The 15,743-nt window shown below is 47.0% G+C and carries 10 protein-coding genes; 2 read left to right on the top strand and 8 right to left on the bottom strand.

The window, feature by feature from the left end:
• Window positions 1-25 precede the first annotated feature (25 nt).
• Window positions 26-1,837, bottom strand: coding sequence for a M2 family metallopeptidase (locus MHN31_RS04705; protein WP_125561466.1), 1,812 nt, complete (start codon window positions 1,835-1,837; stop codon window positions 26-28).
• Window positions 1,838-1,985: 148 nt separating this feature from the next.
• Here MHN31_RS04705 and MHN31_RS04710 point away from each other — a divergent pair, with 148 nt between their 5' ends.
• Complete coding sequence (locus MHN31_RS04710; protein ID WP_239443582.1) at window positions 1,986-4,250, top strand: acyl-CoA dehydrogenase; 2,265 nt, start codon at window positions 1,986-1,988, stop codon at window positions 4,248-4,250.
• Window positions 4,251-4,372: 122 nt separating this feature from the next.
• Here the strand turns inward: MHN31_RS04710 and MHN31_RS04715 are convergent, their stop codons facing one another.
• The 4 genes from MHN31_RS04715 to MHN31_RS04730 all read right to left on the bottom strand — a co-directional run bounded on the left by MHN31_RS04715 (window position 4,373) and on the right by MHN31_RS04730 (window position 11,839).
• Window positions 4,373-4,810: a hypothetical protein gene (locus tag MHN31_RS04715; protein WP_239443583.1), complete on the bottom strand. Its 438-nt coding sequence runs from the start codon at window positions 4,808-4,810 to the stop codon at window positions 4,373-4,375.
• Window positions 4,811-4,972: 162 nt separating this feature from the next.
• On the bottom strand, window positions 4,973-7,318 hold the full coding sequence (locus tag MHN31_RS04720) for a hypothetical protein (protein ID WP_239443584.1): 2,346 nt from the start codon (window positions 7,316-7,318) through the stop codon (window positions 4,973-4,975).
• A gap of 198 nt (window positions 7,319-7,516) precedes the next feature.
• The gene (locus tag MHN31_RS04725; RefSeq protein WP_239443585.1) at window positions 7,517-10,660 is read right to left on the bottom strand and encodes an efflux RND transporter permease subunit; all 3,144 of its coding nucleotides are present in this window, start codon (window positions 10,658-10,660) and stop codon (window positions 7,517-7,519) included.
• Between the two features lie 3 nt (window positions 10,661-10,663).
• Entirely contained in the window at window positions 10,664-11,839 is a 1,176-nt protein-coding gene (locus MHN31_RS04730; protein WP_239443586.1) for an efflux RND transporter periplasmic adaptor subunit, read from the bottom strand.
• A gap of 221 nt (window positions 11,840-12,060) precedes the next feature.
• Between MHN31_RS04730 and MHN31_RS04735 the strand changes: the two genes are divergently transcribed.
• Window positions 12,061-12,309 (top strand): zinc/iron-chelating domain-containing protein, encoded by a 249-nt coding sequence (locus tag MHN31_RS04735; RefSeq protein ID WP_010385461.1) that lies wholly within the window; start codon window positions 12,061-12,063, stop codon window positions 12,307-12,309.
• Between the two features lie 138 nt (window positions 12,310-12,447).
• Here MHN31_RS04735 and map read toward each other — a convergent pair whose 3' ends face one another.
• From map to rsmF, 3 genes are all read right to left on the bottom strand, one after another.
• Window positions 12,448-13,254: a type I methionyl aminopeptidase gene (gene map, locus MHN31_RS04740; protein ID WP_239443587.1), complete on the bottom strand. Its 807-nt coding sequence runs from the start codon at window positions 13,252-13,254 to the stop codon at window positions 12,448-12,450.
• Window positions 13,229-13,441, bottom strand: a complete 213-nt coding sequence (locus tag MHN31_RS04745) for a ParD-like family protein (RefSeq protein WP_049863010.1) — start codon at window positions 13,439-13,441, stop codon at window positions 13,229-13,231. The genes map and MHN31_RS04745 overlap by 26 nt, the downstream gene beginning before the upstream one ends.
• Before the next feature lie 739 nt (window positions 13,442-14,180).
• A complete protein-coding gene (gene rsmF / locus MHN31_RS04750; protein ID WP_239443588.1) occupies window positions 14,181-15,620 on the bottom strand; it encodes a 16S rRNA (cytosine(1407)-C(5))-methyltransferase RsmF in 1,440 nt (479 codons plus the stop codon).
• Window positions 15,621-15,743 lie beyond the last annotated feature (123 nt).

Genomic DNA, 15,743 nt, shown 5'->3' on the forward strand with positions numbered 1-15,743 from the left:
GACTCCTTTTTTTACATGGAGAGGATTACCAACCGCATTGGCGGTTTTTATTTTGCTCGTCCAGATAGGTCTGCAGTGGTGCAAAGTAATCCAGAATAGCTGTTGCGTCCATTTGTTGGCTGCCAGTGACGCTTTCCAGTGCTTCTTGCCATGGGCGGCTGCTGCCCATTTCAAGCATGGCATTTAAGCGCTCACCAGCTTCCTTCGAGTTGTAAACAGAGCAGCGGTGAATGGCTTCTTTGCTACCGGCAATCTCACACAAAGCTTTGTGGAATTCAAACTGAAGGATATGCGCCAGGAAGTAACGCGTGTAAGGTACATTGCCCGGTACGTGGTATTTTGCACCTGGATCAAAATCGTTTTCGCTGCGAGTGATCGGCGCTTTAAGACCTTGATACTTTTCACGCAGGTCCCACCAAGCTTGGTTGTATTCTTGCGGGCTGATTTCTCCGGAGTAGACTTTCCAGCGCCATTGGTCAACCAACAGGCCAAATGGAATGAAGGCTATTTTGTCCAGTGCCATTTTCATCAGCAGACCAATGTCTTTTGATTCATCAGGTACTTGCTCTAACAAACCGATTTCTTTTAGATAGCCTGGCGTTACTGACAGGGCTATCGTGTCACCGATAGCTTCATGGAAACCATCGTTGGCACTTTCCTGATAATACAACGGCAGTGTGTTGTAAGCTCGTTGATAGAAGTTGTGGCCTAACTCGTGGTGAATAACAGAGAATTCTTCGCCAGTGCGTTGGATACACATCTTAATACGCAGATCGTCTTTGTTATCCAAGTTCCAGGCTGATGCATGGCATTGTACGTCACGATCCTGTGGTTTGGTAAATAACGAACGAGTCCAGAAAGTCTCTGGCAGCGGTTCAAAGCCCATTGAAGTAAAGAACTTCTCTGCACCTTTTACCATTTTGATTTCATCGTAGTTATGCTGCTCAAGCAGTTCAGTGACGTTATAACCCGGATCGGCATTTTCTGGTGCTACCAGGTCATAGATGTTGCCCCATTGCTGAGCCCACATGTTACCTAGCAGGTGCGCTGGGATTGGCTGATCTTGTGGAACTTTATCTTCACCATATTTTTCGCCTAGCTTAGCACGGACATGACAATGCAAAGAGTCATAAAGTGGTTTTACTTGCCCCCAGATGCGATCAAGCTCTTTGGCGAAGTCATCAGCCGGCATATCGTATTTGCTGCGCCACATCGCGCCTGTGTCACGATATCCGAGTTCCTGAGCACCTTCATTTGCTAAAGAGACCAAATCTTTATACAAAGGACGCATCTGAGGAGAAACCTGGCGCCAGCCTTGCCATACGTCTAACAATTCATCGTAGTTTCGGCTATTGGCCATTTTGGATGTCATTTCACCCAAACTCATGCAGTTGCCGTCTTTGCAGTATTTTCCTTTGCCGTACATACCGTCCAGCTCAGCCGATAGCTTAGCTAATTCAGCCGTTTTTGCTGCGTCTTTTGGTGCTGGCAATGTCAGGTTAAGCTTCAGTTTGTCGAGTTTACGGCGATTGTCGTAGCTCAGTTCAAGCTCATCAAACTTGGCTGCTTCGTTGGCTAATGCGACCAGTTTTTCTGTGTACTCCTGGCTTACGTCAGCGGCCAATGATGCCGTGTCTTCCGTTATGAAATTGGCATAGATCCAGGCTGAACGTGCACTGCGGTAGCTCAGGTCCTGTAGCTCTTGTTCTGCTTTGGTTAAAAATGCTTCTGCATCTTTTTCGGTCAAGGTTGACGTGCTTGTTGAGTTACATCCACTCAGAGAGAGTGCCCCGGCAACCACGAGGGCGCCCAGGCTGAGTTTGAATTGTAGTGCCATCATTGTTCCAATTATCGTTATTAGAGACGTGATAATACCAGTGTCGGCTGATTGCGACAATTCGCGTTGTATGAGCAGAGTAAAAATATTGTGATAAGTGGCATTTGTTCCATACTTAAAGCGCCATCAACCGGGAGGTGCCGAAACTATGTGGTTACTGATACTCGTCTTCATTGCTGTGTGTTTTATTTTCTATGTTAAAGAAGTGAGGTTAAAAGTTGTTTCGAACTCTGCTTTAGCATATTTCAAGCGAGCATTACCCCAGCTATCACAAACTGAGCGTGAAGCGATGGAGGCTGGTGATACCTGGTGGGATGCAAGTTTGTTCAGTGGAAAACCCAACTGGTCACAATGGCTGAAAACGGGCAAGCCTGGGTTGAGTGACCATGAGCGAGACTTTATTGAACATGAATTGGCTGAGCTGATGGCGATGCTGGATGAAAGTCAGATCTGTGCTCAGGGCGATTTGCCACCGGAAGTTTGGCAATTTCTGAAAGAAAAGGGGTTTTTCGCTTTCATTATTCCAGAAAAATTCGGCGGCAAAGCCTTTAGTGCGCAGGCCAACTCGGCCATTGTAGCGCAAATTGCCACGCGCAGTTTGTCTGCGGCAGTGACCGTGATGGTGCCAAACAGTCTGGGTCCGGCTGAACTATTACTGCATTTTGGTACTCCCGAGCAACAACAAACCTGGCTACCTAAATTGGCAGATGGTTCAGCACTGCCGTGCTTTGCATTGACCTCCCTTGAAGCTGGCTCAGACGCCGGTGGCATTACCGATTTTGCGGTGGTGTGTAAGCAAGAGTTTGATGGGGAAATGACTTTGGGCCTGAAAGTCACCTGGCATAAGCGTTATATCACTTTGGCACCTGTGGCTTCCGTGCTGGGGTTGGCGTTTAAAGTATATGATCCCGATCAGCTTTTATCAGAAGCAACAGAATTAGGCATTACCTGTGCACTCATCCCGACCGACCATCCGGGTGTTAAGGTTGGAGCAAGACATGATCCTATGGGGTTGGCGTTTATGAATGGCACAACACAAGGGCAGGGGGTGTTTATCCCTATGCACTGGGTTATCGGGGAGATGGACGGAATAGGTAAGGGCTGGCGCATGCTGGTTTCTTGTCTGAGCGCCGGGCGGGGTATCTCATTACCGGCTTTAAGTGCAGGAACCGCACAGTTGAGTGCTAAGGCGTCGACTGCTTATTGTCGTGTCAGGCGACAATTTAAACAGCCATTGTGGCGATTTGAAGGGGTCCAGGTGGCATTGGCGCGGATCGCGGGGCTGAGCTACAGCATAGAGGCCACCCGACAAAATACTGCGATGGCCATAGACCTGAATAAAAGTCCTGCGGTGATCACGGCGATTGCCAAATACCACCTGACCGAAATGGCCAGAGTTGCTATCAACGATGCAATGGATTTACATGGTGGTAAAGCAATTCAGCGCGGGCCACTGAACTATCTTGCGCTGCATTATCAGGGGATGCCGATAAGCATTACCGTAGAAGGCGCGAATATCCTGACGCGAAATTTAATGATTTTTGGTCAGGGCGCAACCCGCTGCCATCCCTACGTGCTCAAAGAAATGGCGGCTGCACAAGAGCAGGATGCGGATATGGCATTGCAGCAATTCGACAAGGTACTAATGCAGCATTTGGCCCATAGCGGTAAAACCTTTCTCAAAGCGTCGTTTAATGGCCTGACTTGTGGTGTGTTTTCATCTGCGCCCGTTGCCGGAGAGGTAGCACGCTACTACAAAACGCTGACCTGGTATAGCCAGATTTTAGCTGTCTTGAGTGACCTGGCAATGCTGGTTTTGGGAGGCAAACTAAAGCTGCAGGAAATGCGCTCAGCCAGGCTTGGAGATATGTTGAGCCAGCTCTACTTGGCGTCATGTGTATTGAAAAAGTTTGAGGATGACGGTCGTCAGTGCAGTGATTTACCTCTGGTGCATTATGCTATGCAATTCCATCTCAGTGCGTTTGAGCAGGCTTTTACCGGGTTCATCGATAATTTCGCGCCTACCGGGTTAAAGACCATAGCAAAACGCTGGTTTATGCCTTTCGGGAGTGCTGTGGATGGTCCGTCGGACCGTTTGATTACGGCACTGTGTGATAGCCTTTATCGTAATAAGCTGACCCTCGCACGGGTAAGTAATCTATGTGATACCTCAGGACATGCAGGGTTGGCTGCACTGGAAAAGGCATTTCAGCTATTTCCCAAATGCGAGCAAGGGTTGCATAAGTTTGAACGTTGGCAAAAGGCCCATCAGGCAAAGTTGCTGGTATTAAATACTGATGAGCAGCTTGCGATGGCTGTCGCGGAATGTATCCTTGACGAAGAGGAGAGAGAGTTGCTCGTGGAATGGTTCCAAGCCAGTCGGAAGGCCCTGAGTGTGGATGAAAGCGCTTAATGTCATTCGCTATGTGATAGCTATCACTTATTGTTGCTTCGTTGTTTGTGTGAGTCGGCTATTTGACTCACACGAAATAAATGACGACCAAAGAAAATTAGAGGGGGGATGCAAGTATAAGCTTAGCGAGCAAATGGGTCGGCGTTAATTTTGTCAACATACCACTCGCCTTTGCGCCTTATAAGCTGGACGCTGCGCATATCGTCTACCTGCTCTCCGTGCAACATACCGGTAAAAATTAAGTTGATACGGGCTTCGTTGCCGTATTGTTCCCGTAAGCTTTGGTTTGTCATATCCACTTCAATGGTCACCTGATCGTACTGCATGTTTACCAGATTCCTGGCGAATTGAGATGGCGTGCCATAAGAACGCATGATCCTGCCCATGCGTGGCGTTGAGCGACTTAACGCCAACTCCATGTCTTTCTTATTATACAGTGCGTCAAAAAACACCGTTGCTGCATATCCAGGGGTGTTTTTGTCCCCACGCGCAGCGTCATTATCACCACAACCGGATAGCATCAATAGGATTACAGTTGAAAAAGTAAGTAGTAATTTCATCTTAGTAGTAATTCGGGTGAATATGACTTTAGTTTGTCTTCTAATCGGGCTTTTGTAAAGTACAGGTCGGTAAAATACGGGGAGAATGACGAGGAACGACTATAAATCAATGGGAAGTGACAAACAGTTGCAGCATTTCGCCGCAACTGTTTGAAATCTAGATTACTCAATATCGCATTTTAGAGTTCCGCGACCTGTTCGGTAGCAAATTTCTCCTATATACAGCAATAGATCTTGTGGTAATACGTCTTTGATTAGTTTAGTTTGCGTGTCACCGTTATAACATTTGATGTCTTTGTTGCTTACCAGACAGGTGAGAGAGCCGTTTGCCAGTACTTTATGTACGGTCGCATTTGCCGCAAGCAGATCCGTCAGTTCTGTGCCCCGACTACCCCAGCACTGCCAGCTGGCATCGCTTAGCTGGGCACATACATTACTTGCGTCGACAGCGTTAAGTTTTGTCGCAAGCAATTGTACAGGCACGTTTTTCACCGGGTTATCGCCCTTGGCATTACACATGATTGTCCCATAATTGCCAAGCAAGCAGGCATAGTCGCCTTTAGTTATCACTTGTTTGAGTTCGACAGGGGCATCCAGAGAGAGTGTCTGACCTAAGGTTTCACGGCAATATTCAAATTGACCATCCGTTACTTTACAAACATAGTCATCACCTCGAACAGTGTAATTGCTTTCATATCTTAGTTTGACATCGCTATGATCGCTCTGGTCATGCTCATCAGTGGCGTGAAATTCAAGCGTCAGGGTGCGTTCTGTCTCATCATTGTACTTTACAGAAGCACTGGTATCCGACACTTGCTTAATGGTTACATTATCATCCGTGCTTTCTGCCTGCCAGTGACTTGGTAAATCTTGCATATCATTCAGGTGAAAAACTTGCCCAAAAACGTGCGCCTCGCTGCCCATAATATAGGTCTCTTCTACGCCAGCATAGGGGATGACGATGGCGTTATGAGCCGTACCAATAATCGTACTTTCACGCACAATATCACCCGCTTTAGCTGTGACTTTTATGACAGTCAGGCCTTTACGGGTAATCGTTTTTTTGTTCAGGATTAGCGTTAAATACTTACGCTCATTAATCGCTTCGAGGGTGTCATAGGGATCGTAATCACTACTGGAAACGATGACTTCTTCGATATCAACGTCGCCATTAAATTCCAATTCTAAAATTCTACTGCTGTCCGGATAGATAGAAAATTCGCCGGGATCTTTGACTATCATCAAGGTTTTAGCTGCTGTGCTATTGGCGTAGGTGAAATTAGCAAAGGTTGATTGCTCAGTACCATTTTTGAGCTTAACTGTGTACTCAATTTGCCGTGAAGTTTGCAAGATATCTTCATCAGGGATGGTAATCACGAGTTTATCTTTTGATTTATTTAGTAGTTCATCACTAAAGTCGGGAATATTCCATGTAACATTTTCAACATCATCGAAATCAGTTAAATTGGAATACGCTGTGATTGTTTGTCCAGGCACTGCGACCGAGCGGTCCAATGTAAGCTTAAGGCCCTGTAAGTCGGTGACGTTTTGCACAACAACAGTTGTCTCTGCCGTTTTTTTGATGTCGCCCTTCATAGTTACAGTGAGTTGGAGTGTAAAGGTTTGGTCTGCACTCACTTCAGGAGCACTGAAGGTATAAGCAGCTTTATCTTGGGTTTGTTGAGAAGGCTGAGTCGTGCCTTGCCATTGCCAGTCATAGCTGATGATGTCATCGGTATTGGTAGTTGTAGCATGTATTGTCAGCGAGTTTTTTTCATTCACAGTAACCTGTTCGGGCAGGCTGACAGTCAGTGATGGCTCAGATTCCGGTGCCAGCGTGACCTTGATGGTTTTAGTGATGACTTCGTCACTGGTGGTAATTTCGAAGATAATATCAAATTCTTGGGTTTGCGTGACCTCAGGTGAATCAAAGCTAAAGGTACTTTCTCCTGAGCGCGTGTTATATCCTTGCAGGATTGTCTTATTAGAGAGCTCAAAACCGTCTGTGCGCCAATCAACCTTTTCAATATCGGATGTCACAGCAAAGGTCGCAGTAATCGAGGCATGTCCCCCTCCTGCTAGTGTCAGGGTATCGACGAGATCAATGTGTCCGGCAGTGGACTTGGGCATCACAGTTACCTGCCAGGTTTTGCTCACCTGGTTGTCGTGACTGTCTGTGACGGTGAAGGTCAGGGTGACTTGTGTCTGCTTATCGACGTCCGGGAAAATCACCTGATGTGTGCCGTCGGTTGAATCGATAAACTGAACACCCGCAAGGGAGCTGGTCCACACACCGGTTACCGAATCATTTTCCGGGTCCGTCACTGTGGTAGTCAGAGATAAAATATCACCTGCGTTGACTAAGGTATTGCCTTCCAGGCTGACGCTGGGCGCCTGGTTGACGACTTGTTGTGTGTTGTCAGTTGATGGTGATTTATTGTCGTTATTAGAAGAACCGCCACAGGCGGCTAGAATCCCAAAAGTGGAGAGCAGCAGATAATTCCGCATTATTCATTCCTTTTATTGCGTTTTCATTTCATTATGGAGAATACAACAAAAAAGTACCATTTTGGAAACGCTTATTTGTTAGATTGTGTATTTTAATTCATCAACAAAATTAAACGAGTCGTGGTGAACAGAGGTGAAAATAAAAGCCCGGTACGGGACCGGGCTTAGTTGGTTGGGTAGAACTAAGACTGCAAATTGTTAGCTTTGCTGCAATGTTTCTTCGCTTGCTTGTGGCTTTCTAAAGCGTTTGATAATGCGTTTGAGATCTTCCAGTGCCACGTATTGACAAGGAATGAGGATCAGTGTGATTACCGTCGCGAATAACACACCAAATGCCAAAGAGACTGCCATAGGTATCACGATTTGTGCCTGCAGACTGGTTTCCAGAAGAATGGGGACCAGGCCAATAAAAGTAGTCAGAGAAGTCAACAAAATGGCTCTGAAGCGCTTGCAACCTGCTTCAACAACCGCTTCCTTGATGGTCATGCCTTGCTCTCGCGCTTTGTTGACAAAGTCGACCATGACCAGTGAGTCATTAACGACCACGCCTGCGACTGCGATGATGCCAAAGAAAGACAAGCTGCTCATAGTCATACCGAGTACCATGTGGCCAAAAACTGCACCTACGACACCAAATGGGATGACAGACATAATCAGGATAGGCTGAGAATAGGAGCGAAGTGGAATTGCCAGCAGCGCAAATATGATCATCAAAGACAAAGCAAAGTCGCGAATTTGCTCAGCTACACTGTCCATTTCTTCCTGAATGCGACCAGCAACACTGCTGCTTACACCTGGGTAGTTTTGTAACAGTGAAGGTAAGTAATCATCTCGGATCTCTTCAGCAATTTTGAATGGCTCAGCCTGATCTGTGTCAACCGATGCCCAGACATTGATAGTCCGTTTCGCATTTTCGCGACGGATACGATTGACCCCCTCGACCAGGTTAATATCGGCAATTTCTCCCAATGGGACTTCTGCTCCGCTAGGCGTAATTATCCGTACTGACTGAATGTCGCTGATGGTATTACGCTGCTCTTGTGGATAACGGATCATGACTTTGATCTCTTCACCACGGCGCAGGATCCTTTGTGCTTCCAGGCCGTAGTAGCTGAAGTTGACCTGAGATGCCACGTCAGCCAAAGTGAGGCCCATGCTGTAGGCAAGCGGTTTAAGTTCGAGCTGCACTTCTTCTGTGCTTGATTGCATGGAATCATTGACATCGCCCACACCAGCAATAGTACGGAGCTTCTCCTTGAGCTTGCCAGCGACTTCTTGCAGTGCTTTTTTGTCTTTGCCTTCCAGGCGGAAGCTGATATCACCATCATCCCGGCCACCATTCATAATGCTGTCCTGGATATTCAATGATTTCACACCTGGCAGTGGGGGCATGTTTTCTCGCCAAAGTGCACTCAGGGCAAAGGTATCTATAGGGCGCTTATGGGGTTCTACCAAAATGGCCATGATTGAAGCGGTGGTTCGGCCGCGCAGATTCACAGACAGGTCTTTTATCATGTTCGCACCATATTGTGCTTCAATCTGCTTCTCAACATCCAGAATAACCTGCTCCACTTTCTTGGCCGTGGCCAAAGTCGCAGACTCGGAAGATGACAGGTTCATATCTATGGTGATACGAGGGAAGTCATGGGGAATTTTTGGGTTTGCAACAAACTTAACCAGACCGCCTGCGAACATACCGCCGCTGACAATGATGATAGACAGGAAAGCGACGATCACAGTATATCGATAATGAATACAGCGTTCGATAAATGGGCGGTAGAGATTTTCAATGAAATTTTTAAGTGCCCCATCAATGATAGCTCTGGCGCGGTGTAGCGGGTTTTTAGGGTTATCTGGGCGGTCTTTCATCGCTGCCAAATGCGCGGGCAGGATAAGTTTAGACTCAACCAGTGAAAACAGCAGGCACAAAATAATCACACCACCAATGGCTTTGGAGAATGCGGCGGCAGGACCTGTTGCAAAGGTCTGTGGTAAAAATGCGGCGACTGTGGTTAATACCCCAAAGGTTGCGGGAATGGCGACACGTTTTACACCTCGCACTACGTTGTCGAGACTGTGACCATGTTTTTCAATTTCAGCATGGGCTGATTCGCCAACAACAATCGCGTCATCGACCACGATGCCCAGCACCAGAATGAAAGCAAATAAAGAGGCGAGGTTAATCGTGACATCCAGCATGCCCATCGGCATGAATAAGAACGCCCCTAAAAACGACACAGGTAACCCCATCATGACCCAAAAAGCCAGGCGAACGCGCAAAAACAGCGCTAGCATGAGCATGACCAGGATACCGCCCCACAACATATTTTCTACCATCATGTTGAGGCGGCCTTCAAGGTAATAAGTGAGATCGATAAAGGGCTCAAGCTCGACCCCCTGAGGCAATTGTGTTGCTTTATCAGCCAGGTAAGCTTTCATAACCTGCGCAACTTTGGTGATATCCTGATCTTTTGACGCTCTTACCTCAAATACCAGTGAGTTTCTGCCGTTGTAACGAGAGTACAACAGGCCTTCTTCAAAGCCATCTGTGACAGTCGCAACATCACCTAGCTTTATTTGTGCGCCATCAGCAAGTGTTAATAGCGGCAGTTGTTCAAACTCATGGCCGCGATAGGCCTGATTTTCGACCCGCATTGATATATAACCGTTGTCTGAGCGGATCTGACCTGCCGACATATTAGCTGAGAAGTTTTTAACGGCTTCCGAAATATCTCGGAATGTCAGACCATATTCGCGCAGTCTATCTGGGCTAATCTCAATGCTGATCTCATAATTCAGGCCACCATTGAAGCCGACCAGGTTGACGCCGGGCAGGGCGAGCATCTCGTCGTGTATTTCATTTCCCAGTTGTTTCAGCTGGTGGAAGTTCATCTCGCCATTAAGTGACAAAAACATCACTTCTTGCTCAAATTTATCGCGACGGACTATTGGACGCTCCATGCCAGCCGGAAAGGTTGAAATAGAGTCGACCTGCATTTTTACTTCGTCCAGCACGTCTTGCGGGTCGTACTTTTCTTCTACTTCGATCCAGGTTTGCGAGAAGCCTCGGTTAGAGTAGGTGATCAGGCGTTTAATCCCTTCAAGCCCTTCCATCGACTCTTCAACTTTAATGGTGATCCCTTCTTCAACTTCTTGTGGTGCAGCGCCCGGGTACACTGCCTGAACACTCAACCAGTTGTTTTCAAACTGGGGAAACATCTGCTTGCGTATGGTAAAAGCACTGAGCAAGCCGCCCACCAGGATAAAAATCATCAGCAGGTTTGCCGCAACCGGATTGCGGGCAAACCAGGCTATCAAGCCTTTTTCGCGTGTGCCTTGCATAGATTACTCCTCCTTTAAAGCCAGTTGCGTCTCTGCGGCCATCACTGGCGATGTATCAAGGCGCAATTGCATTCCTTCCGTCGGGTATTCCAGAGCAGAGGTAATGAGCTGTTGTCCGTCGCTCAGGCCTTCTGTGGCCACCGCATATCCGTCTACTTCGCGAATAATGGTGACGGGCTTGAAAGTGAGTTGTTGATTTTGGTCAAGTAACGCCACTTTGCCTTCGCGTATCAAGTGACGAGGGATCCGCACCGCATTACTGACTGATACACCCTCTATTTGTGCATTCAGGTAAGTACCAAAGCGCAGTGGCTGGCTCGGGTTATCATATGGTGCAGCGACCTGAGCAACCAGATAGGTCATGCGGCTTCTGTTATCGACAACGCCTTCGCTGCGTACAATTGTGCCTTGCCACGAAACGGCTTGCCCTGCGACTTTTGCAGATAATTTCACCGTGGCATCTAACCCATTGTTATGCAGATATCTCAGTTCGTGGTCCGCAACAGGTAAGCGGATCTCTGCTACGGATATTGCGTTCAGAACACCCAAAGTACTGCCTGGGTTAACGACACTACCAAGGCTCAATGAACGATTGGTAATAATGGCATCATAGGGCGCCTTAATGTAGGTGCGCTCGAGATTGCGTTTTGCACGTTTGACACTGGCCTGTGCTGCTTTGAAACGCGCCAGCTTTTCTGCCAGCTGAGGCTTGCGCAGATACAGCTCAGAGGGAATGGTCGAGTGTGCATTGTCTTTAATTCGTTGCCATTCTGTTTTGGCGACATGAGCCTGTGCCTGTTCAATTTCTAGCGCAGAGTGTGCCTGAGCCAGGCTCGCTTCGGCTTCAATCAACGCCGCTTCATAATCATTGGGATCAATGCGCGCCAGGGTTTCTCCCTGGTGAACAAATCCGCCTTTGACAAATTTGTCTGACAGCTCTATTAACTGGCCACTGACCTGAGCGACCAGTTCAGTGCTGTACTTAGGGGTGACGAGCCCGTAAGAGTCGACCATCAGTTGCATCGGGGCCATATCAATTGGCTGCACTTCAACCAGCGGATGAATGACTTTTTCAGGTTTTTCTTCGGGCGGTTGCTTCATTGCAGAGAATGCAAAAGCGGTGGCGAGGCCACCGAGTAGCACCGCAACGGGTAATAGGATTTGTTTTTTACTAGCCACGAGTTATTCCTTCCATCAATAACGGTTGAATCGATTTCTCTAACCTGGTTAAGGATACGCGAACAGATGTGTCTAGGTGTTTTAATCATTTCAAATAATGTAACAAGGCATTGCAATCATGTCTGGTTGCTTACCGATTGGCTGTCAGTTTAGTGTTTTCATCGGTGGATTGGCGTATAATCGCTTGCTTTATTCGTTAAATTCAAATTATGAAGGGTCTGATGGAGTGTCGTTTGGGTTGTGGTGCATGTTGCATAGCACCAAGTATCAGTTCGCCAATTCCGGGAATGCCGCAGGGCAAACCCGCGGGAGAGCGGTGTGTACAACTGGATGATGATAATCTGTGTAAGTTGTTTGGCGATCCCAGTCGCCCTAAAGTCTGTGGCGACTTTGTGCCCTGTGAAGATGTATGTGGGACAGATAATGCGCATGCAATGTGGTTGATCACTGAGCTTGAGCAGTGTACTTAGAGCCATCATAAACAAAAGAGAGTCAATTCGGGGAATAACCCAAACCAACCCTGAAATGTTTTACATTTGCTATTCAGCGCCCCCAATAACAACCTATCTCCTGTAATCACTGAGAATGAGGCGATTCAGGGGAGCAACCTAAGTATGCGGTAGGGTATTGGCAGGCAAACCTTCTAGTTTTTCTTCTTCTCGCAAGGTTAATACTTCAAATCCTGTCGGGGTTACCAAGAGTGTGTGCTCTGCCTGAGCTGATAAAGCACGGTCTCTTGTCACCACAGTCCAGCCATCTTTGAGCGTCTTAACCTTGTGGCTACCCTGATTAAGCATCGGCTCAATGGTGAAGGTCATGCCGGGTATGAGTTTCAGTCCGGTACCAGGGCGTCCAAAATGCAGCACTTCAGGTGCTTCGTGCATTTCAGTGCCAATTCCGTGGCCGCAATATTCTCTTACGACGCTCAACCCTTTTAGCCGTGCAAACTCTCCAATTGCATGGCCGATATCGCCCAGTGTTGCGCCGGGCTTTACCTGATTGATACCACGCCACAGTGCTTTGACGGTATTGTTAACCAGCGCCCGGGCTGCATCACTGGCATTTGGCATCATATACATTTTGCTGGAATCAGCAATGTAACCTTGATGTTTAAGGGTGATATCGATATTTAGAATATCTCTGCTATCAATGAGATGTTTTGCGTTTGGCATGCCGTGACAGACGACTTCGTTAATTGACGTGTTGATTGAGTAAGGGTATCCATACTGACCTTTACTCGCTGGAGTAGCACCAAGCACATCTACAATATAATGCTCAACAAATTCATCCAGTTGTAGTGTTGTGACGCCTGGTTTTACTTGCTCATCCAGGGCTTTAAATACTTGGGCTAACATGGCCCCAGATTCGCGCATAAGCGAGATGGCTGCATTATTTTTGATCGTGACCTGAGTCAATGGTGTCATTCCTTGTGTGATTAAGTTGTTGTCTGATTATTTGGGCAAAGGTCATATCTGGGTTCAGTTCCGCCAGTCGGCCCATTTTGATCCAAAACTCTGCCTGAGCATTGATAGAGCGTGACATAACATGACTGGCCTGTCGTAGCTCTTCGTGTACTTCGTCTGAAATTTTAACGATACCCATTTTATATCTAATTTATATATATTCCGTATATGAATCATACATTGCTACATAAAGGGGATGCAAATTATTTTTATCAGCAGGCTATCAACTCTGGTTACTGCAGCTCAATAAAGTACTCAGGCTTCATGCCTTCGGGCGTTCGTGCAAGTATTTGCAATGAAAAGGACGCAGTACGTGTCGATATGTCTTTTAGGCGCCAGCATTTACCCGTTTTCTTGACTGAGCGGTACTTTCCAATTCGGTTTGATATGGTTATGGATACAAACGGCGTGTTTCTGCATACCTGAGATAAGATTGTTTGCTGGCGGTGATTACTTAATTGAAATAGTACTTGTCAGTAATATGACAGGCGGAAAGCTGTCTGCCTGTTCATGGTTGATGATGAGTGCGTTGAACTTAAGCGCATTGGGTTGTTTCACACCTCAAAATACCAAAACCCAGTTATACAAATGCAGCGTGGCTGAGACAAAGCAGTTTAAGGGACAATTGAAATGAGATCCTGCGACATAAAAAACGCCCGACTCTGAGGGAGTCGGGCTTAGGGAAAGGCTCAATTTTGGAGCCATGCGCTAACTTAAAAACACCTTCTAATTACAAGGGAGAAGTAGAAAGTCATTTAAGTGTAGCTAAGGCTTCATAAAATTTACAAACATTTGAAATATTAATTACTTTATCAAAAACAATACGTTACTTACATATAAATGAATGGTCTTAAAATTATCAAAAACTTTTGTTCAGGTTATACCCAAGTTATTAACTGGCCATTGAGTACCAGATCGCGTGGCAGCTTGTTTTTGATTTTAGCTTTTTGCCACTTGCCGAGCCCGACTGGTGCGCCGCATAGTGTAAGTACCACCTCACCCTGTGCGGGTCCCGGGGAACCAAGGCGGATATCTTGCCCCTGAAAGTATGCTTTTGCTTGTGCGGGATCTAACTCAAACACATTACTTGTTGCAAGATGACCGAGGCAGGTAGCAAATTCGTGCTCAAGTTTGACCCCATTTTTATGAGTTGTGGCGACTTTAATGCCAATTCGCGAGTATTTGATTTTTTCCTGCAGTGTTTCCATGTGTTGAGGAAATAACCATAATTCTTTGTCTCGACTCATGAGCGTGCCAGGTAAAGACTTGATCCCAAACTGTTGCTTTATACTTGCCTCAAATGCTTGCTGGTCTTTTTTGGTGGTGGGCGAAAAGGGAAATTGTCCTTTTTTTGTCTTTTGTTGTGGGTGCTCGACACTGCCTGTTTTTCTAAATTTGGCAATAAAAAAGCCTTCACTGTCGTAGATTTGCGGCCAGACATGTAAGTAGCCTTGTGCCGTAGCTGCTTTGTTAGCACCCGGGAACAAAGTGTTAAGTGGTACGACTTCGACATGTTCTGAGAAGGCCTCGAGCAGGTGGTCGCAGATCTGCTGGTTTTCTACTGGTGTAAGGGTACAGGTTGAATACACCAAAGTACCGCCGGGTTTTAAGGCCATAAAGGCACTGTGGATCAGTGTTTTTTGTACCTCGGCGATGTCCTGGTTCGATGCCAGTGACCAGTTCTTAAGCGCATCCGGGTCTTTGCGCACAGTCCCTTCTCCAGAGCAGGGCGCATCCAGTAATATATGATCAAAACTTTCATACATATAATCACCAAACACCTGACCATCAAAGTGTGACAGTGCGCAGTTGGCCACGCCCATACGCTTTAGCGTAGCGGCCAGTGTCTTTAATCGGGAAGATGAGAGTTCGTTGGCAATCAGAATCCCCTGATTGCCCATTAAAGCGGCCAACTGTGACGTTTTTGACCCCGGCGCTGCGGCCATATCCAGTACATGCTCTCCTGGTGTCAAAGAAGTGGCCAGCGCCATAGGTGGCAGCATAGAGCTTGCTTCTTGAACGTAGATACAGCCACTCAGGTGCAGGGCAGTATTACCGATAGGCAGGTTGGCTTCTTCTTCTGCTGTGCGGGTTAGCCAGTAGCCCTGCTCGCACCAGGGAATAGGCTCAATGTGCCAGTTTAGTTGCGCAGCCTGATGTTCAAATTCTTGCAGCGACATCTTTAGGGTATTAACACGGACAGCGCGTCGCAGGCCGGTGCGACAGCTGGCAATAAAGTCATCCATCGTCAGGTGCGCCGGTAGGTAGCTGGCGACATCTGCAATAAAATCATCGGGAATATAAGTTTTGTTGTCCAAAGTCAGTATCTCTTGCACTTTTAGTGACTAGTTTACCACTAATTGACATCACACGGGGATAGACTGACCCCAAGAGGCTATATTCCTCGTAGCAAGGCAATGCTTTGCCATTTATCTTGAATA

This window comes from Pseudoalteromonas sp. McH1-42 (assembly GCF_022347845.1).
Taxonomy (GTDB): Bacteria; Pseudomonadota; Gammaproteobacteria; order Enterobacterales; family Alteromonadaceae; genus Pseudoalteromonas; species Pseudoalteromonas rubra_D.

Excerpts from the sequence above, each read along its gene's own strand:
- MHN31_RS04705 (WP_125561466.1), bottom strand. The coding sequence starts at position 1,837 with ATGGCACTACAATTCAAACTCAGCCTGGGCGCCCTCGTGGTTGCCGGG.
- MHN31_RS04710 (WP_239443582.1), top strand. The coding sequence starts at position 1,986 with ATGTGGTTACTGATACTCGTCTTCATTGCTGTGTGTTTTATTTTCTAT.
- MHN31_RS04715 (WP_239443583.1), bottom strand. The coding sequence starts at position 4,810 with ATGAAATTACTACTTACTTTTTCAACTGTAATCCTATTGATGCTATCC.
- MHN31_RS04720 (WP_239443584.1), bottom strand. The coding sequence starts at position 7,318 with ATGCGGAATTATCTGCTGCTCTCCACTTTTGGGATTCTAGCCGCCTGT.
- MHN31_RS04725 (WP_239443585.1), bottom strand. The coding sequence starts at position 10,660 with ATGCAAGGCACACGCGAAAAAGGCTTGATAGCCTGGTTTGCCCGCAAT.
- MHN31_RS04735 (WP_010385461.1), top strand. The coding sequence starts at position 12,061 with ATGGAGTGTCGTTTGGGTTGTGGTGCATGTTGCATAGCACCAAGTATC.
- MHN31_RS04745 (WP_049863010.1), bottom strand. The coding sequence starts at position 13,441 with ATGGGTATCGTTAAAATTTCAGACGAAGTACACGAAGAGCTACGACAG.